General features: G+C 53.8%; 16 protein-coding genes and 1 other annotated feature. Of the genes, 7 read left to right on the top strand and 9 right to left on the bottom strand.

The genetic code is table 11. The annotated features are described in order from the left end of the window. Positions 1-82: 82 nt before the first annotated feature. The 5 genes from rluB to rnm form a co-directional block, all read right to left on the bottom strand. Entirely contained in the window at positions 83-985 is a 903-nt protein-coding gene (gene rluB, locus ACSEMK_RS12710; protein ID WP_045393170.1) for a 23S rRNA pseudouridine(2605) synthase RluB, read from the bottom strand. A gap of 207 nt (positions 986-1,192) precedes the next feature. Next, complete coding sequence (locus ACSEMK_RS12715) at positions 1,193-3,775, bottom strand: bifunctional diguanylate cyclase/phosphodiesterase (RefSeq protein WP_430914496.1); 2,583 nt, start codon at positions 3,773-3,775, stop codon at positions 1,193-1,195. A 27-nt stretch (positions 3,776-3,802) separates the two neighbouring features. Continuing rightward, on the bottom strand, positions 3,803-6,283 hold the full coding sequence (locus ACSEMK_RS12720; protein WP_430914497.1) for a bifunctional diguanylate cyclase/phosphodiesterase: 2,481 nt from the start codon (positions 6,281-6,283) through the stop codon (positions 3,803-3,805). A 327-nt stretch (positions 6,284-6,610) separates the two neighbouring features. Further along, on the bottom strand, positions 6,611-7,231 hold the full coding sequence (locus tag ACSEMK_RS12725) for an L-threonylcarbamoyladenylate synthase (RefSeq protein ID WP_020078571.1): 621 nt from the start codon (positions 7,229-7,231) through the stop codon (positions 6,611-6,613). Next, the gene (gene rnm / locus ACSEMK_RS12730; protein WP_213316325.1) at positions 7,228-8,109 is read right to left on the bottom strand and encodes an RNase RNM; all 882 of its coding nucleotides are present in this window, start codon (positions 8,107-8,109) and stop codon (positions 7,228-7,230) included. The genes ACSEMK_RS12725 and rnm overlap by 4 nt, the downstream gene beginning before the upstream one ends. A 159-nt stretch (positions 8,110-8,268) precedes the next feature. After that, positions 8,269-8,364, top strand: a sequence feature (Trp leader region). 35 nt (positions 8,365-8,399) lie between these two features. Here rnm and ACSEMK_RS12735 point away from each other — a divergent pair. Genes ACSEMK_RS12735 through trpA form a run of 5 tightly spaced genes read left to right on the top strand, consistent with a single transcriptional unit; the run spans position 8,400 to position 14,936 of the window. Continuing rightward, positions 8,400-9,962, top strand: a complete 1,563-nt coding sequence (locus ACSEMK_RS12735) for an anthranilate synthase component 1 (RefSeq protein ID WP_430914498.1) — start codon at positions 8,400-8,402, stop codon at positions 9,960-9,962. Next, positions 9,962-11,557 carry a bifunctional anthranilate synthase glutamate amidotransferase component TrpG/anthranilate phosphoribosyltransferase TrpD gene (trpD, locus tag ACSEMK_RS12740; protein WP_015366209.1) on the top strand — a complete coding sequence of 532 codons (1,596 nt, stop codon included), beginning with the start codon at positions 9,962-9,964 and terminating at the stop codon, positions 11,555-11,557. Before ACSEMK_RS12735 ends, trpD begins: the two co-directional genes overlap by 1 nt. A 3-nt stretch (positions 11,558-11,560) precedes the next feature. Next, the gene (gene trpCF / locus ACSEMK_RS12745; protein ID WP_045393187.1) at positions 11,561-12,919 is read left to right on the top strand and encodes a bifunctional indole-3-glycerol-phosphate synthase TrpC/phosphoribosylanthranilate isomerase TrpF; all 1,359 of its coding nucleotides are present in this window, start codon (positions 11,561-11,563) and stop codon (positions 12,917-12,919) included. 14 nt (positions 12,920-12,933) lie between these two features. Continuing rightward, positions 12,934-14,127, top strand: coding sequence for a tryptophan synthase subunit beta (trpB, locus tag ACSEMK_RS12750; RefSeq protein ID WP_015366207.1), 1,194 nt, complete (start codon positions 12,934-12,936; stop codon positions 14,125-14,127). Then, on the top strand, positions 14,127-14,936 hold the full coding sequence (trpA, locus tag ACSEMK_RS12755; RefSeq protein ID WP_113373650.1) for a tryptophan synthase subunit alpha: 810 nt from the start codon (positions 14,127-14,129) through the stop codon (positions 14,934-14,936). The genes trpB and trpA overlap by 1 nt, the downstream gene beginning before the upstream one ends. A 30-nt stretch (positions 14,937-14,966) precedes the next feature. On the opposite strand, the gene ACSEMK_RS12760 is transcribed toward trpA, so the two are convergent. Further along, on the bottom strand, positions 14,967-15,422 hold the full coding sequence (locus ACSEMK_RS12760) for a MarR family winged helix-turn-helix transcriptional regulator (protein WP_430914499.1): 456 nt from the start codon (positions 15,420-15,422) through the stop codon (positions 14,967-14,969). A gap of 75 nt (positions 15,423-15,497) precedes the next feature. Between ACSEMK_RS12760 and ACSEMK_RS12765 the strand changes: the two genes are divergently transcribed. Continuing rightward, entirely contained in the window at positions 15,498-16,442 is a 945-nt protein-coding gene (locus ACSEMK_RS12765) for a quinone oxidoreductase family protein (protein WP_435336559.1), read from the top strand. Between the two features lie 175 nt (positions 16,443-16,617). Here ACSEMK_RS12765 and ACSEMK_RS12770 read toward each other — a convergent pair whose 3' ends face one another. From ACSEMK_RS12770 to ACSEMK_RS12780, 3 genes are read right to left on the bottom strand one after another with little or no spacing between them, the layout of a single operon-like run. Beyond that, positions 16,618-17,754, bottom strand: coding sequence for an HlyD family secretion protein (locus ACSEMK_RS12770; RefSeq protein ID WP_430914500.1), 1,137 nt, complete (start codon positions 17,752-17,754; stop codon positions 16,618-16,620). A 9-nt stretch (positions 17,755-17,763) separates the two neighbouring features. Beyond that, on the bottom strand, positions 17,764-18,114 hold the full coding sequence (locus ACSEMK_RS12775; RefSeq protein WP_430914501.1) for a DUF3302 domain-containing protein: 351 nt from the start codon (positions 18,112-18,114) through the stop codon (positions 17,764-17,766). Positions 18,115-18,150: 36 nt separating this feature from the next. Beyond that, complete coding sequence (locus ACSEMK_RS12780; protein WP_430914502.1) at positions 18,151-18,414, bottom strand: hypothetical protein; 264 nt, start codon at positions 18,412-18,414, stop codon at positions 18,151-18,153. A gap of 135 nt (positions 18,415-18,549) precedes the next feature. Between ACSEMK_RS12780 and ACSEMK_RS12785 the strand changes: the two genes are divergently transcribed. After that, positions 18,550-19,485, top strand: coding sequence for a LysR family transcriptional regulator (locus tag ACSEMK_RS12785; RefSeq protein WP_087859357.1), 936 nt, complete (start codon positions 18,550-18,552; stop codon positions 19,483-19,485). Positions 19,486-19,517 lie beyond the last annotated feature (32 nt).

A 19,517-nucleotide genomic window follows, 5' to 3' on the forward strand; every position in this document is an offset into this window, starting at 1 on the left:
TCTTTATGCAAAAGTGTGAAAAATGTCACAAGCGAAGGGAAAAAGAGGAGCGTTCCGGCGGGAACCGCCGGAACGTACAGCATTAGCCGTTGGTCTTGTTGCGAGTGCTGGAACGACGGTTGCCGTTATTACCCTGGCGAGGATTGCCGCTGGTCTGGCTATGACGCTTGACGGCACGGCGAATCTGATTCGCTTTCATGCGACGGCGATCTTTCTCCACCGCCACTTTGCTTTCGGTTTCCGCCGGCAGCTCCACCAGTTCACGCAGATAGTTGGTTTGCGCCAGATCCAGTTCCGTCCAGCCGCCGCGCGGCAGGCCTTTCGGCAGCAGAATATCGCCGTAGCGTACGCGAATAAGACGGCTGACCTGAACGCCGACGGCTTCCCACAGGCGACGCACTTCGCGGTTGCGCCCTTCGGTCAAGGTGACGTTATACCATTGGTTGATCCCTTCACCGCCGGTGAACTTAATCGTTTTAAACGCTGCAGGGCCATCTTCTAACTGTACGCCACGCGCCAGTTGGCGCAGCTTGTCTTCATCAACCTGGCCGAAAACGCGAACGGCGTATTCACGCTCGACTTCGCGGCTCGGGTGCATCAAACGGTTCGCCAGTTCACCATCGGTGGTAAACAGCAGCAGGCCGCAGGTGTTCACATCAAGGCGACCCACCGCAATCCAGCGCGCGCCGCGCAGTTTCGGCAGACGGTCAAATACCGTCGGGCGCCCTTCCGGATCGTTACGGGTACAGAGTTCGCCTTCTGGCTTGTAATAGGCCAATACGCGGCAAATCTGCTCGGCAGATTCTTTTACCGAAATAAGATGGCCGTCGATACGAATTTTCAAACCAGGCACGATTTCTACGCGATCGCCGAGGGTTGCGACCTTACCATCCACGCTGACGCGGCCAGCTTCGATGATAGTTTCAATTTCACGGCGGGAGCCATGGCCAGCACGAGCCAGCACTTTCTGTAATTTCTCGCTCATAGAGCTTCCTTTAGGTGTCGCCTTCCCAGGCGTCTGATATGCTTTGGCGACAACAGGCCATTAAAACCACCAACCTGTTGTTATATAAATACTTTACACATTTTAAGGCGCCGTTCGTCAGCACTGTTAAACAGCGCGCGCGCCTGCGTGGGCGAACATACTACACTAACTTCAAAATGAATGCTTCACTGCGATACATTTCTCTGTCTATGGATTATCGCTCGCCGTCAATGAACTTGCCTTGAGGGGAAAGTGGGCAAATGGCGCCGGATGACTAAACAGGTATCCTTGCGCTTTCTGGCAACCGAGGTCGCGTAACTGGTCTTTTATCTCCTCATCTTCAATACCCTCAGCAACGACGGGCACCTTAAAACCCTGTGCCAGCACAATCAGCGATGCAATCACCGATTCCGCTTTGTCATCATCGGCGAATTGACAGATCAAACGGCGATCAATTTTGATGCTATCAAATGGCAGCGTATGTAAATAAGAGAGGCTGGATAAATTGACGCCAAAATCATCCAGCGCGACGGCAATACCATGGCGACGTAAATAAGCAATCATTCTGCTCATTCGGGTAGCATCGTTCATCAATAGCCGTTCGGTTATCTCAAGACAAATATTGCCCGTGACCAGCCCATTACGATAGATAACATCCATTAAATGCCAGGCAAAATCCTGTTGCAGGAGTTGAATCGCCGATACGTTGATATGCAGAATAAAGTTCGCCGGCGCCCCGCGGAGAATCATAGCGGACAGTTCCCGACAGGCCTCTTCAATAACCCAGCGCCCCAGCGGGATTATCAGCCCACTCTCTTCCGCCAGTGGGATGAAACGCTGGGGAGGAATTTCGCCTACCGTTTCGGAGCGCCAGCGAAGCAAACATTCTCCTTCCTGAAAAGCGCTTTGATCCTGCAAATCCACAATTGGCTGTAGCATCAGATGAAATTCATGTTGCTGGATCGCATCATGAAGCTGCTCATGGAGTTGGATATTATAAAGCTCAGCCTCATGCATCTCGCCGCTGAAAAACGTCGCGACGCCGTTTCCCTGTTTCTGCGCATGGCGTAATGCAATCCATGCCTCACGCAACGTTTGTTCAATATTCTCTGCGTGGATCTCAGTCGTCACCAGGCCAATATTGCCGGTATAAACGTATTTGCTTGCCGTAGGAGACGCTTCATTATTGACGTCGATAAATAGTGAGGAGAGCAGTTCTCTGTAGCGCTGATGCTCTTTTGGCTGAGTTTGTCCTGGAAAAACCACGATAAGCTTATCTACTGTATCGCGGGCGATCAGCGTATTCGTCGGCAGTAAATTACGCAGGCGAAGAATATAATCGCTAATGAATTTTTCACCATACTCCGTACTTAAGGAATTGATAATAGCGTTCATATTACTGATATGCAGCAGCGCGAGCAGGTTTCTACCTTGATATAGCGATGTCTGACGCAGTAACCCCGTCCGCGAGAATAATCCGGTGGTTCTATCCTCTTCTATTTCGCGCCGTTGGGCGTCGAAACTTTCCGCCAGCTTATGCGATAGCGCCATAAATGTGGTTTCCAGAGAGGCTATTTCCGGGAAATGACGCTTATTATCTGGCGGCGTCCAGCGGTGCGTCGCAAGCTGATCCGCTTTACGGACAATATCCCGCAGCGGTTTTACCACCTTCGCCAGGCCACAGAAAACCACCAGCAGACCAAGTGTAAAAATCACAAACAGCATGCTCATGGTGATAGCTATATATTTAACGATGGTACGGGTAATCATTCTCGCTGGGCTAATCACAATCCCCGTCCAGTGCAGTATGTCATCACGGTCGGTGATTGGGAAAGCATCAACATAATATTCTTCTTTGCCGGAGCTAAAAAACTGCAATCCCGTGCGGTTATGCGTTTTTAAGGTGTGACTGGCTGCCACAACAACCGGTAAATGAGTGTTTTCAAGCGTTTGTAGATTCAACCGTGAGTGTTTTCCCCCAGCCAGCATATTTCGCGTCAATGATGGCACTGATGAAGAAATGAGCTCATTTTTTTCATTAACAATCAGCAGAATACTTTCCGGATGGGGTTTAAATTTTTCCAGGCTTTTATTTAGTTCGTTGAGGTGCAACTCGCTGGCGACGACGCCAACAAACTGTCCCTGGCGATTGAATGCCGGCGAGCTGAACGCAACGCCAATTTCATTTTCATATTCATAATCGCGAAAGGGTTTTGTCCAGTGCGAGCTCTGGTCTTTGGCAACCGCCGCATACCATTCGCGCTGCGTTGTTTGATAATCCGCTAGCACCGATTTTACCAATGAGTTCACCGTCAGGTGGCTATACGCCGTCAGATGGTGACCTGTTTGCGCATCTTTTACCGCAAGATAATCATTCGACTCGGCCTGGCCGCGCGCCACTTGAATAAAATCGCCATTTACTGCGCCAAATCCGACCAGATTGAGATAATGTTTGTTGCTGAAGACGTTATTGGTGGTATTGACCATTTCGCCGATCAGGCTGCGAACCGGGATCGCAGTACTGGATTGACGTCCGATCGCATGAACTAGTATCGCGTTCGATTGCGCGGGAACATCAATATAATCGTGGATGACTTCCTCGATATTGACTCTTTTCGCTCGCAGAATATCCTCACTCACCTCATCAAAAAAAGCATAACCTTCGTAGTAGAGAAAAGCATATGTCGTCAGCAGCACGACGAGAATTGTCGTGGCTAAGGTAAATATGATGGCCTGAGTTAGGGTGAACGGGTAACTGTTGACCGAAAGCTGTTTTTTTAATATTTGCATCGTTATTATCGCCGCTCGTCTTTGTCATCATTCCGGTTCAACAACGAAAAACCCATTGGCGACGTCAAAACTATCAAACGTTTTCGGCCGGGAATAATGATATCCCTGGGCCAAATCACAGCCCATCTCCTGCAGTTTTTCCGCCATTTCGCGCGTTTCAACGCCTTCGGCCACCAGCGGCACGGAAAAACTTCGCGCCAGCATTAACACCGAGGCAATAACCGCTTCGCTTTTTTTATCGTCTAGCACATTGCTAACAAACCCGCGGTCAATCTTCAGACAGTCAAACGGCAGTGAATGCAGATACGAGAGGCTGGAATAACCGGAACCAAAATCGTCAATCGCGACGCAAACGCCGAGGCGGCGTAAATAAGCCAGTATTTCGACAATCCGCCACGTGTCATGTAGCAAAACGCTTTCGGTGATTTCGAGACAAATATTGCGGTTCATCAAATCATTAGCGTGAATTGACTCCAGCAAATGCTGAGCAAAATCAGGTTGCTGAAGCTGAATTGCCGAGATATTGACGTGCAGTTTAAAATCACGCGGCGCGCCGCGCGTGATAAACGCGGCAAGTTCACGACAGGCGGTTTCAATTATCCATTTCCCTAACGGCACAATCATGCCGGTGTGCTCGGCAAGGGCGATAAATTTGTCGGGCGGCACGAAACCCGACACATTTGATTGCCAGCGGATCAGGCATTCACCTTCTTTACAAGGCCGCTGCGATTCAAATGAAACGATTGGCTGCAAAACGAGATGGAAACCTTCCGAATGGAGATCGTCGCATAACGCCTGATGCAGACGCAGATTATTCACTTCCTCTTCACGCATGGCGGCCGTGAAAAGTTTACTCGTACCGCTACGCTGCATCTGGGCATGCTGTAAAGCCAGACTAACATTCATCAGACATTCGCCGATGTTCTCTGGGGTTAATGATTCAATCAACATGCCAATATGGCCAGTAAATATATGCGATTCGCCTGACATATCAGAAGCAGACATACGAAAAACAGAAGCAAGTAGCGCGCTGTACCAGTCGACATCCTTTTCGGCATACATGCCATCAAAAGCGATAATGAACAAGTCTTCTCGATCACGACAACATAGTGCCCCTTCAGGCAATATTTTGCGAATGCGTAAAGTAAACTGGTGAATAAACTGTCGGGCCTGAGTCGTACCGAGCACATTCTTAACCGAGTTGTAGTTGTTAACGTATACCATCGCCAGCATATTGCGATGACGGTACAGCGACTCACAATGCAGTAAACCGCTACGGGTTAAAAAACCGGTTTCTCTATCTTCTTCCAGTTTCCGGCGTTTAGATTCGAAAGTGTCTGGAATAATTGCATATAGGTTGCTCAATGCTGCATCCAACGAGGCTATTTCCGGAAATACTCGTTTAGTTGGTTTCTTCCACGGCATTAACCCCAGATGCACTTTATCTGTAACGTCTTTTAAGGCGCCGGTGAAATGAGAAATAATCATCAACAGAATCAACATCAGAATAAAAATAAACAGTGTCGTGGAGAAGGTCACAAGTAGACGCTGTTTATTCATTTCCGCCATTTCCGCATGCTGTGGTGCGATAAGTACCGCTTTCCAGTTCAGCAGATGTTGGCGGTCCTGCACGCTAAAGGCGGTCGCCAACAAAGACTCGTCCTCAGTACGCAAGGAAAATGACGTCGGCGACGGCTGCGCCGAGGTAAGCTTTGCTATCAGTTGGCGATCCTGCTGCCATTTATGTTGGTTGCCGGAACGCGCGACAATGCGATTGTTGTCATCGATAAGTAGAAGAGCATAGCTTTTATCCGGCAGGAGACTCTGTAAATAAGCGGTCATATCTGCAGGTGTGGCGCCGCTGGCGATCGCCCCGACGAAGCGGCCTTGTTTATCGTACACTGGCTGGTTCCAGCTCATGATCAAACTGCCGGTAAAGAGAGAGCGTTGCCAGAATCCGTGCGTTTGCTGGCGAGCGCGGCGAAACTGCGGTAAATCAGCAACATTAAACGCGTTATTGACGTTGACAATATTGGTCTGCGGGCTTAACCCGCTGTATTTAACCAGGGAGTGATGATTATCGCGCTGGGTTCGCTGTAAATAAATTTGATTACTATGATTATCGCGAATAACAGCAATACTGGAACCATTTTCCGCAAACCACGACAGGCTCTGGAAGGCGGGCATGGTTTTAAACGCGCTCGCCGTCAAATACACCATTTCAGGAACTAAAGTATCCTTATCGATGTTGTTACTTTCGCCCTGAATATATTGTAAAAATAGATTCGTTATTTGTCGTGGGCGATCGACAGCATCCTCAAGTTTAAGCTGAATAGACGTATACTGAGAACCAATGATTTTTTTATCAATGGCACTACTGACCTGACGCGACTGATAGTTAAACAGGCTGGTCAGGCTGACAACAATCAGCATTAACGCCAGCAGCGAAACAACCAGTACGCTTTTTACCAGGGTGATGGGATAGGTATTTGAGGTCAGCTTTGGCATATATTAACGGTATTTAATCACTATTATAAGATTATTATCACTGAATACCACCAGGGCTTAATGTATGACTTTACCCGCCAGATATAAGGTAACGGCAACACTGGAAAACATAAAAAAAATCAACAGTACTTTCTTCCTCTTAAACACGTCGGAGGATTAAATAGTCAGCTTATACATAATGTTGAATTTCTTTCTGGAAGCAATATCAGTGAGTGATATCGTAAGCGGACTAATAATATAAAGAAGAAAGCAGCGACTCAATGCGGAAAGAATTTTAAAATAAATTTAAGCCGCGGGCGACGCATGAAACGCCGCCCGCGAGAAACATCACAGGAAGGGTTTAATATCACCAACGCCTTCACGCAGCACCACCGGCGCGTCTTCGGTCAGGTCGATAACCGTCGTCGGCTGCTGGCCGAGATAACCGCCGTGAATAATCAGATCGACCACCTTCTCAAGACGGTCTTTAATCTCTTCCGGGTCGGACTCCGTGAATTCATTACCCGGCAGCATCAAGGATGTCGAGAGCATCGGCTCGCCAAGCGTTTCCAGCAGCATCTGGGCGATAGGATTTGCCGGCACGCGCATACCAATGGTTTTACGCTTTTCTTGCAACAGGCGGCGCGGCACCTCTTTCGTTCCTTTAAGAATAAACGTGTAGTTGCCCGGGGTATTGTTTTTGATCAGACGAAACGCCACGTTATCGACAAACGCATAGGTCGACAACTCGGAGAGATCGCGGCACATCAGGGTGAAATTGTGGCCATCCGGCAACTGACGAATACGGCAGATCCGCTCCATCGCCCCTTTATCTTCAATTTTGCACCCCAGAGCATAACCAGAGTCCGTTGGATAAACGATAACCCCGCCCTTACGTACGATTTCCACCGCCTGATTAATCAACCGCGCCTGCGGGTTATCGGGGTGGATATAGAAAAACTGGCTCATACTTCCCTCTCAATTTGTTCAGCGGCCACTTCCCAACTGCGCCAGATCCCTTCTACGCCAGCGGGTAGCCAAAGTTTGCGCCCCAGTTCGATCCACGGACAGGGCTGGTGGAAATCCGAACCCTGCGACGCCATCAAACCAAACTGTTTCGCGTAGCCCGCCAGCTGCGCGCGCTCATGCGGCGCCTGCTGACATTGGGCGACCTCCATCGCGTCGCCGCCCTGCTCGCTAAAATGGGCCAACAGCCGTTTCAACCATTTGGCGGAAAGATCGTAACGCCCCGGATGGGCGATCACCGCTTTGCCGCCAGAATGATGAATGACATCAATCGCTTGTTTTATTGTACACCACTGCGGCGGAACGTATCCGGTTTTCCCGCGGGCGAGATATTTTTTGAATACATCGGCAATATTGCTCGCAAAGCCGGCTTCAACTAAAAAGCGGGCAAAATGGCCGCGGGTAACCGCGCCGCCATCGGCGAGCTTTAACGCCCCTTCCCAGGCGCCGGGGATACGCGCTTTCTCCAACCGTTCGGCAATCATCTGCCCGCGCTGGTTGCGCCGCGCTTTCTGTTCGCAGAGCAGTTGCGTTATCGCCGGATGGTTGATATCAATATTCAGTCCGACGATATGAATTTCGTGATTTTCCCACAGGGTGGAAATTTCTACCCCGGTGATAAGCGTGAGCGGCAGTTCAGCCCGCGCAATTTCGGCACGCGCTGCCGGAATGGCCGCCACGCTATCGTGATCGGTGATTGCCAGCGTCCCCACCCGCATCTCATGCGCGCGATGTACCAGCTCTTCTGGAGTCAATCGCCCATCGGAGGCGACGGTATGGCTGTGCAGGTCATAAATGACCGCGTAATTAGTGTCGCTCAAAATGGCTCCTGGTGGACCTGAACTGAAATAAGCGCATTATGATAACGACTGAGAAAGAAAATCTGCAAACAAGGGTTGACTTTATTTTCATGGACTAGTTAACTAGTACGCAAGTTCACACAACGGGTATCTCTGATGAAAACGCAAATTATTACTCTTCATAGCTGGTGGCGTCGTTCCTGGAATCGGGCGGCGTGATCGCGTTTTGCACTCAGCAAACAGATACCGGGCCCGCCACTGAGCGGGCTTTTTTTTGAACAAAATAATGAACAGAACAGGCGAGAATGATAATGCAAAAATCAAAACCAGCGCTCGAGCTTCTCACCAGCGACGCTATCTATCGCGAAAACCCGACGGCGTTATTCCATCAATTATGCGGCGCGCGCCCGGCAACCTTGCTGCTGGAATCGGCCGACATCGATAGTAAAGACGATTTAAAAAGCCTGCTGCTGGTGGATAGCGCCCTGCGTATTACCGCACTTGGCAATACCGTCACTGTCCAGGCGCTGTCAGCGAACGGCGCCGCGCTGCTTGAACTGCTGGATAACGCATTGCCGTCCGGCATTGAGAATCTGCGCCAGCCGAACAGCCGGGTACTCACCTTCCCACCGGTTAGCGCCCTGCTGGATGAAGATGCTCGCCTGTGTTCGTTATCGGTGTTCGATGCGTTTCGTCTGTTACAGGATTTGGTCAGCGTCCCGCAGGCCGAGCGCGAAGCGATGTTCTTCGGCGGCCTGTTCGCTTACGACCTGGTGGCCGGTTTTGAAGATTTACCACCACTTAACGCCGATACCGCCTGCCCGGATTACTGTTTCTACCTGGCGGAGACGCTGCTTGTCATCGACCATCAGACCAAAAACACCCGCATTCAGGCGAGCCTGTTCACGCCGCTGGAGAATGAGAAACAGCGTCTTCTGCAACGTATCGCCCAGCTACGCCAGCAGTTAAATGAGCCGCCCGCGCCGCTGCCGGTGACGACGGTTGCCGAAATGCGCTGCGACGTCGATCAGAGCGATGAAGAGTACGGCGCCGTGGTGCGCAAAATGCAGCGCGCCATTCGCGCGGGCGAAATTTTCCAGGTTGTGCCGTCGCGCCGCTTCTCCCTCCCTTGCCCGTCGCCGCTGGCCTCGTACGATGTGCTGAAAAAGAGCAATCCCAGCCCGTATATGTTCTTTATGCAGGATAACGATTTCACGCTGTTCGGCGCCTCGCCGGAAAGCTCGCTCAAATACGACGCCGTCAGCCGCCAGATTGAGATCTACCCCATTGCCGGCACCCGTCCGCGCGGCCGCCGCGCCGACGGTTCGCTGGATCGCGACCTCGATAGCCGTATTGAACTGGAGATGCGTACCGACCACAAAGAGCTCTCTGAACATCTGATGCTGGTCGACCTGGCCCGTAACGATCTCGCCCGCATCTGTACCCCGGGTAGCCGCTACGTGGCGGATTTGACCAAAGTCGATCGCTACTCCTTTGTGATGCACCTGGTTTCCCGCGTGGTTGGCGAACTGCGCCGCGACCTCGACGTCCTGCACGCCTATCGCGCCTGCATGAATATGGGCACCCTTAGCGGCGCGCCGAAAGTTCGCGCCATGCAGCTAATCGCCGCCGCGGAAGGCAAGCGTCGTGGTAGCTACGGCGGCGCGGTCGGCTACTTTACCGCCCACGGCGACCTCGATACCTGCATCGTGATCCGCTCAGCCTACGTAGAGGACGGCATTGCCACCGTGCAGGCGGGCGCCGGTATCGTGCTCGATTCCGTTCCGCAATCCGAGGCGGATGAAACCCGTAATAAAGCTCGCGCCGTGCTGCGCGCCATTGCTCAGGCCCATCACGCGAAGGAGACTTTCTAATGGCCGACATCCTGCTGCTCGATAATATCGACTCCTTTACCTATAACCTCGCCGACCAGCTGCGGGCTAACGGCCACAACGTGGTCATTTATCGTAATACCGTTCCGGCGCAATCGCTGATTGAACGTATCGGCACTATGGATAATCCGGTGCTGATGCTCTCTCCGGGGCCGGGTACCCCAAGCGAAGCCGGTTGCATGCCGGAGCTGCTGACCCGCCTGCGCGGCAAGTTACCGATTATCGGTATCTGCCTCGGCCACCAGGCCATCGTGGAAGCCTACGGCGGCTATGTCGGCCAGGCGGGCGAAATCCTTCACGGCAAAGCTTCCAGCATTGAGCATGACGGCCAGGCGATGTTCGCCGGTCTTGCCAACCCGCTGCCGGTGGCCCGCTACCATTCACTGGTCGGCAGCAATATTCCGGCCGGGCTCACCATTAACGCCAATTTCAACGGTATGGTGATGGCGGTTCGCCATGACGCCGATCGCGTCTGCGGCTTCCAGTTCCATCCGGAGTCGATTCTGACTACTCAAGGGGCGCTGCTGCTGGAGCAAACGCTGGCATGGGCGCTGCAGAAACTGGAACAGACCAATGTCGTACAACCGATTCTGGAAAAATTGTACCAGGCAGAGACGCTGAGCCAGCAGGAGAGCCACGTGCTGTTTTCCGCCGTCGTGCGCGGCGAAGTGAAGCCAGAACAACTGGCCGCCGCGCTGGTAAGCATGAAAGTGCGCGGCGAGCAACCGCAGGAAATTGCCGGCGCCGCTACCGCGTTGCTGGAAAACGCCGCGCCGTTCCCGCGCCCGGATTATCAGTTTGCCGATATTGTCGGCACCGGCGGCGATGGCAGCAACAGCATTAATATTTCAACCGCCAGCGCCTTTGTCGCCGCCGCCTGCGGTTTAAAGGTGGCGAAACACGGCAACCGCAGCGTCTCCAGTAAATCGGGCTCGTCCGACCTGCTGGCCGCGTTTGGCATCAACCTGGATATGAACGCCGATAAATCGCGCGCCGCGCTGGATGAACTGGGCGTCTGCTTCCTGTTCGCGCCGAAGTACCACACCGGTTTCCGCCATGCGATGCCGGTCCGCCAACAGTTGAAAACGCGCACCCTGTTTAACGTATTGGGGCCGCTTATCAACCCTGCGCACCCGCCGCTGGCGTTGATTGGCGTCTATAGCCCGGAACTGGTGTTGCCGATTGCCGAAACCTTACGGGTACTCGGCTATCAACGCGCCGCCGTGGTACACAGCGGCGGCATGGACGAAGTCTCGTTGCATGCGCCGACCGTGGTCGCCGAACTCAATAACGGCGAAATCCAGAGCTATCAGCTGACCGCCGCCGACTTCGGTCTGACGCCTTATCATCAGGATCAACTGGCTGGCGGCACGCCGGAAGAAAACCGTGACATTCTCACGCGCTTGCTACAAGGTAAAGGTGAAGCCGCTCACGAAGCCGCCGTCGCCGCCAACGTCGCCATGTTGATGCGTTTACACGGGCATGAAGACCTGAAAGCCAACGCCCGGCAGGTACTGGATGTGCTGCACAGCGGAGCGGCCTATGACAGAGTGACCGCATTAGCGGCAAGAGGGTAAATAATGCAGACCGTTTTAGCAAAAATCGTTGCCGACAAAGCGATTTGGGTAGAAGCCCGCAAACAACAACAACCGTTAGCCAGTTTTCAGAATGACATCGTGCCGTCCGAACGCCATTTTTACGATGCGCTGGCCGGCGCCCGCACCGCCTTTATTCTTGAATGCAAAAAGGCGTCGCCGTCGAAGGGACTGATTCGTGAAGATTTCGACCCGGCGACCATCGCCGGGGTTTATAAGCACTACGCCTCGGCAATTTCGGTACTGTGCGATGAAAAATATTTTCAGGGCAGCTTTGATTTTCTGCCGATTGTCAGCAAAGTCGCGCCGCAGCCGATACTGTGTAAAGACTTCACCATCGATCCTTACCAGATTTACCTCGCGCGTTACTATCAGGCTGATGCCTGCCTGCTGATGCTCTCGGTGCTCGATGACGATCAATATCGCCAGCTCGCCGCCGTCGCCCACAGCCTCAATATGGGCGTTCTGACAGAAGTCAGCAACGAAGAGGAGCTGGAACGCGCGATTGCGCTGAAGGCCAAAGTCGTCGGCATTAACAACCGCGATCTGCGCGATATGTCGATTGACCTGAACCGCACGCGTCAACTGGCGCCGCGTCTCGGCCCGGATGTCACCGTGATAAGCGAATCCGGAATCCATACCTACGGCGAAGTCCGCGAACTGAGCCACTTTGCCAACGGCTTCCTGATTGGCTCGGCGCTAATGGAGCAACCGGACCTCAGCGCTGCGGTGAAGCGCGTGCTGTTAGGTGAGAACAAGGTTTGCGGCCTGACTCGTCCGCAGGATGCGCAAGTCGCCTGGGAGGCGGGCGCTATCTATGGCGGCCTGATTTTCGTCGCCAGTTCGCCGCGCGCCGTTGACGACCAGCAGGCACAGGCGGTAATGGCCGCCGCGCCGCTCAGCTACGTTGGCGTATTCCGCGATGCAGCCATTGAAGAGGTCGTCACCCGTGCGACCAACTTGAAACTCGCCGCGGTCCAGCTTCATGGGAGCGAAGATCAGGCCTGGATTGATGCCCTGCGCGCGGCGCTGCCGGAGCAGATCCAAATCTGGAAGGCGCTGAGCGTCGGCGAAACGCTGCCGCCGCGTAACCTCAATCATGTGGACAGATATGTCTTTGACAACGGTCAGGGCGGGAGCGGTCAACGCTTCGACTGGTCGCTGCTGCAGGGCCAGGACCTGCGTAACGTGATGCTGGCAGGCGGCCTCAGCGCCGATAACTGCGTAGAAGCCGCGAAAAGCGGCTGTGCCGGACTCGATTTCAACTCAGGCGTAGAGTCGCAGCCGGGAATCAAAGAGGCAAGCCTGGTGGCTGCCGTTTTCCAGACGCTGCGCGCATATTAAGGAGCAATGCAATAATGAGCACTTTACTGAACCCGTATTTCGGCGAATTCGGCGGTATGTACGTTCCGCAGATCCTGATGCCCGCCCTGCGCCAGCTGGAAGAAGCTTTCGTCAGCGCGCAAAAAGATCCTGAGTTTCAGGCTGAATTCACCGACCTGCTGAAAAACTACGCGGGCCGCCCGACGGCGCTGACCAAATGCCGCAATCTGACCGAAGGCACCCGCACCACGCTGTACCTCAAGCGTGAAGATCTGCTCCACGGCGGCGCGCACAAAACCAACCAGGTGCTGGGCCAGGCGCTACTGGCCAAACGTATGGGCAAAACGGAAATTATCGCCGAAACCGGTGCCGGCCAACACGGCGTCGCCTCGGCGCTGGCCAGCGCCCTGCTCGGTCTGAAATGCCGCATCTATATGGGCGCCAAAGACGTCGAGCGTCAGTCGCCGAACGTCTTCCGCATGCGCCTGATGGGTGCGGAGGTCATTCCAGTGCACAGCGGTTCCGCCACCCTGAAAGATGCCTGTAACGAAGCGCTGCGCGACTGGTCCGGCAGCTACGAGAAGGCGCACTACATGCTCGGCACCGCCGCTGGCCCGCACCCATTCCCGACTATCGTGCGTGAATTCCAGCGCATGATCGGCGAAGAAACCAAAGCGCAGATCCTCGAGAAAGAAGGACGCCTGCCGGACGCGGTGATCGCCTGCGTTGGCGGTGGTTCTAACGCCATCGGCATGTTCGCTGATTTCATTGATGAATCCCGCGTTGGCCTGATTGGCGTCGAGCCTGCCGGCCACGGTATCGAAACCGGCGAGCACGGCGCGCCGCTGAAGCACGGTCGCGTCGGCATTTACTTCGGCATGAAGTCGCCGATGATGCAAACCTCCGACGGGCAGATCGAAGAATCTTATTCTATCTCCGCCGGGCTGGATTTCCCGTCAGTGGGTCCGCAGCATGCGTTCCTTAACAGCACCGGGCGCGCCGAGTATGTGTCAATTACCGACAACGAAGCGCTGGATGCCTTTAAAGCGCTCTCCCGCCATGAAGGCATTATCCCGGCGCTGGAATCGTCCCACGCTCTGGCGCACGCGCTGAAGATGATGCGCGAGAACCCGGATAAAGAGCAGTTGCTGGTGGTTAACCTGTCCGGCCGCGGCGATAAAGACATCTTCACCGTACACGACATTTTGAAAGCGCGAGGGGAAATCTGATGGAACGTTACGAGACGCTATTTGCACAGTTAAAAAACCGCCAGGAAGGCGCCTTTGTTCCCTTCGTCACCCTTGGCGATCCGGGGCCGGAGCAGTCGCTAAAAATCATCGATGCGCTGATTGAAGCCGGCGCCGATGCGCTGGAATTGGGGATCCCCTTCTCCGACCCGCTGGCCGACGGCCCGACGATTCAGGGCGCGACATTACGCGCTTTTGCCGCCGGCGTCACCCCGGCGCAGTGCTTCGAAATGCTGGCGGCAATCCGTCACAAGCATCCGACAATCCCAATCGGCCTTTTGATGTACGCGAACCTGGTGTTCAGCCCGGGGATTGATGAGTTCTACGCCGAATGCGCGCGTGTCGGCGTGGATTCCGTGCTGGTCGCCGACGTGCCGGTCGAAGAGTCCGCCCCGTTCCGTCAGGCAGCGCTGCGCCATAACATTGCGCCGATTTTCATCTGCCCGCCAAATGCCGATGACGATTTACTGCGCCAGATTGCCTCCTATGGCCGCGGCTATACCTACCTGCTATCACGCGCTGGCGTGACAGGCGCGGAAAACCGCGCCGCGCTGCCGCTGCATCATCTGATTGAAAAACTAGCAGAATATAACGCCGCACCACCTCTGCAGGGCTTTGGTATCTCGGCGCCGGAGCAGGTTTCCGCCGCCATTGACGCCGGCGCCGCCGGGGCAATATCCGGCTCGGCCATCGTCAAGATTATCGAGCGCAACCTCGAGCAGCCGCAAAAAATGCTCGAAGAGCTAAAAACCTTCGTGCACGGTCTGAAAGCGGCGACCAAAACCATCTGACCCTTCGTCGCCCGGCCTCACCCCGGGCGGCTATTTCTGCTGCAGGCTGTTGGCGTATTTTCGCGTTAGGCGAAACAGCGCCGACACCTCGTCTTCTGACCATCCAGCCAGCACCTGATTCATTAACCGCCGCCGCGCAACGGCAATAGCGTCGATCATCCGCTGCCCCTTTTCGCTCAGCGTTACTTCGCTAATCCGCCGGTCTTTGGCATTGGCCTGCTTGCAGGCAAGTCCCTGAACCTCCAGCTTTTTCACCTGCCGACTGACGGTGGTGTAATCGCGGCCTAAATGATCCGCCAGCTCAACAACCCCCACCGGGCCATAACGTCCTACCGCCACCAGTAGCGGAAACAGCATCTGTTCAAGCTGCACCCCTGCCGCCTGTAATATCTGCTCATCGCGCAGAGGTTGATTCATCACGCTGATGATATCCAGCAGCGCGCCGTGAAAGTCGGTGATGTCGTAATTATTATGTGCATGTTGCATATATTAGTTAACCGCGTATAGTGCTCCTGAACGATATGTGCATTTTACACATAATTATCTTCAGGAGATAATGTTATGAAAGCAGCCGTGGTATTTGATCTTAACGAAGGCCCGGTATGGGCCGATTTTAGCGAACCGCAGCCTGCAGTCGGACAGTTATTGATTGACATTCGCGCCGCCGCCATTAGCCACGTGGTTAAGGGCCGGGCATCGGGACATCATTATAGTTTTGACGGTACTCTGCCGTTTGTCGTCGGGATCGATGGCGTCGGTATGACCCCTGACGGCCAGCGCGTCTATTTTGCTTTCCCCAGCGCGCCGTTCGGCAGTATGGCGCAACGCGCGCCGGTCGCGCTGCAGAATTGCCTGGCGCTGCCGGATGAGCTTGACGACATCAGCGCCGCGGCAATGGCCAATCCGGGCATGTCTGCCTGGGCTGCGCTTGTTAAGCGGGCGCAGTTTCAGGCCGGCGAAACGGTACTGATTAACGGCGCCACCGGCAGCGCCGGACAGCTGGCGGTGCAAATTGCCCGCTACCTCGGTGCGAAAAAAATCATTGCTACCGGGCGCAATACGCAGACGCTGACCGCCCTCGCAGCCGATGAGTGTATTGATTTAACCGCCGATGAGCAGACGCTTAGCGCACAATTCGCCGCCAGCGCCGGGCAAGTTGATGTGATCGTGGATTATTTGTGGGGCCGCAGCGCAGAGTTGCTGCTGCCTGCGTTGGCGAAATATACCCCCGGCGATAAGCCGGTACGTTATGTGCAGGTGGGTTCCCTTGCCGGGGCGGATATCGCGTTAAATGGCGCCGTGCTGCGCGCCGCGCCGCTACAGCTTATGGGCAGCGGCATCGGCAGCCTGACCATGCCGCAACTGCTGGCGGCAACCGGGGAGATGCTACAGGCTGCGGTTCCCGGTCAGTTTACCATCGCCACCACGCCGCTGCCGCTCCGCGATGTCGCTGCGGCCTGGCCGCGTGATAACAGCCAGAAACGTACGGTTTTCACTCTTGATTAAAAAAATGTGCCTCCGCACAAACTCTGGGGTTGATATCTTAAATGAGAAATATTATCTTTCTCATTACCGAATAGTTGAGTGAACAACTCAGGTATTCGGTACGACATTGCTCACATTGCTTCCAGTATTTTTGCCCGCGTTTATCGCGGGCTTTTTTTTGGGTCAACTTCGGCATTTAATGGTCGAGATACAGATAATGCAGCCAGCTGGTCATCCGTAACAGCACCTTACGCATCACCGACACGTGGGCAAAATGGTCGGTATACACCGCCGCCTGGGCACTGACCCCATCCGGTAAATGGGCAAGATCGCGGCTCGCCGCCAGGTCAATCATTACATACACCCCTTCCCGACCGGGCGTGGCGCTTAAACCCTGTAATGCGCCGCTGGCCTGGTAGCTGCCATCGGGAATGGTTGGCAATACCTTTGTGACCTTGCCGGCATACACCTGCCCCGGTAGACCATTGAACACCACCTCTGCCTCGTCGCCCTGCTCCAGGCGCAGGATAGCGTTCTGGCGAAATACCGCCACCACCTGCCGTTTCTGCTGCGGAATAAAAATCATCACCGGTTTGAACGGCAGACGAACTGCCGTGGTTCCCGGTCGCGCCAGCACCTGGGTGACATAACCATCGCTGGGCGCGCGGAAAACCGTCTGTTCAAGGTCATAACGCGCTTCGGCAATCTGCGATTTCAGGCTGGCGATTTGCGCATCCTCGCCATTGAAACGCGCAGAAAGTCTTTCTAACTCCTGTTGATACTGGGCTTTAGCCGCCCGCAGGGCCGCAGATTGCGCCTGATATTGCTGCTCGGCGTGATTCACATCCTGCTCGGAAAAAGGATTTACCGGCATCGCCGCGCCTTTTGCATAGCGCTGATAATCCTGCCGGGAACGTTCATATTCCGCCGTCATCCGTTGAACGTTAGCGGCAGATTCACTTAATGCCGCTTTCCGGGTTCTGATATCCGCTTCGGCGGCACTGAGATCCGCCTCCAGTTTATTCAGCCGCGCGCGATAACGGCTATCATCAAGGCGAAACAGCACCTCGCCTTTGCGTAATAACACATTCGTTTTATCGGTAACTTCTACGATGGCCCCCGACACCTGCGGCACAATCGGGATCGACAGAGCTATTTTTTGCGCCCGGTCGGTGTACGGGTGATTATAATTCATAGTCAGAATTAGCGCTCCGACAATAAACACGCCGCCAAGGACCGCCGTGGGTACCGTCCATTTATTTACCGGGATACGAAAAATTTTAAATACGCCATAGGCCAACGCCACATAGCTAAGAATAATGAGTAAATCCATACACTGGCCTCAGCGGTTATTTGACGAGTTTGTCGTTACAGTTATCTGTTGCTCCTGCAGACGCTTTAGCTCGCTTTCGAGTTGCCTGATTCGCTGATGCATTTCGGTGTTATCTTCGACTTTATGCGCCATTCCCCACCCGCGCTCAGGGCGATACAGCGTGGCCCAGATCCACAACAGCGGCCAAATCGCATGCAGGGTGAACAGGCTCACCCAGCCGGCAACATGTATCGCATCCTGATGCGGATGCTGACGTTTTTTGGCCAATAAATAGGGAATATCATGAATAATAATAATGCCGTAAAATAAAATCAAAAACACGGCTATTAATACGCCTAAGGCAAAGTAGTTAAGAAACATAATGGTTCCTGACAATAAACGGTAAAACAGTGCTGACTACGCTGTTTTATAATTAGCAATACCACTCGATTTAATATTGGGGCTTAGTCGAGAATGATAGTTTGCCGACTGATATACCAAATATTGATAACGGTAAAAATCAGTACTTTTATCTTTCCGATATAAAATCTCTTCTCCCGAGACCGATAGCCCTTTGATAATATCGTCATATTCAATCTTTTTTTCTTCTTCGGTTACGCTGGTAGCGCACGCCGCCAGCAGCAACATCGCAGATAACGCAGCCATTCTTGTTATTTTCATCGATTATTTCTCTGTATTTTCGGCTGTAACAAATAATCTTCGCAAATAATACCCAGCGGCTGACCAGAAGTCATATGACAATGACAGCAAAGATATATATCATTTTTGATATAGCAAACCGAAAGAAGCCATCTCATGAAAGAAAAAGACCTGCGTATTGACGAACTCCGTATCGTCCGAATGATTGCCGAAACGGCAAGCGTTAGCAAAGCCGCCCAGCTACTGGACATGCCGCAGTCGAACGTGTCGCGGGCGCTGAACGCGCTGGAACGGCGCCTGGGGCTGGAAATCTTTATCCGCCACCCTCGAGCGTTAATTCTGAGCGAGTTTGGCGAGCAGTTCCTGCGCCGGGCGGACATCCTGCTGGATAAGCATAATGACCTGCTTGATATGTCCGGTACCTGGAAACGCAGCCTTAACGGCATGGTGACGCTCGGCGCGCCAATCGGCATTCAGGCTTTCCTTGCCCGATACCTTTTGCCGCCGGTGCTGCGCTCGGCGCCGGAATTAACCGTCAATCTTCTCACCCGCAATCCTGACGAGCGCGAACAGAAACACGGGACGCTTTTCGATAGCGATTGCGATCTGCTGATTAGTTTTTTCCAACCGCAGGATGAAAGCCTGATCGCAAGGCCTCTCACCCGCTTTCGCATGGGGCTGTTTGCCTGCGCGGATTATATTGCGCAGTCGCCTCTGCACGATGTTGATGAGCTTGCGCAGCACCGCTGTATCACTTTGCGTACGTTGGGCGGGATCCGCAACAGTTGGCATTGCTATAACGCCGCGGGTGAGAGTATTCAGGTAGAGGTCAACGGTTCCAGCGTATGCGATAACATTTTGCCGGCAATCGAGCTTGCTAAACAGGGACTGGGCATCGTATATGCCCCTTTTTACTCTGTCGCGGCGGAATTAGAGGCCGGTACGTTACAGCCATGTCTGCCACGGGAACGCGGCGTGAATATGCAGGCGTGGTTGATTTATCGTCAGCGCGGCGTGTTGCCGCATCGCGTGCAGGTGATAATGGATAGCATTATGGAAAGCGCCAAACTGCACGCCCATCGGCTGGTCTGAAGAGGATAAAACTGGCCGCAGGCGGCCAGTTT

It is taken from the genome of Klebsiella sp. K-3, from assembly GCF_051207495.1.
Lineage (GTDB): Bacteria > Pseudomonadota > Gammaproteobacteria > Enterobacterales > Enterobacteriaceae > Klebsiella > Klebsiella aerogenes.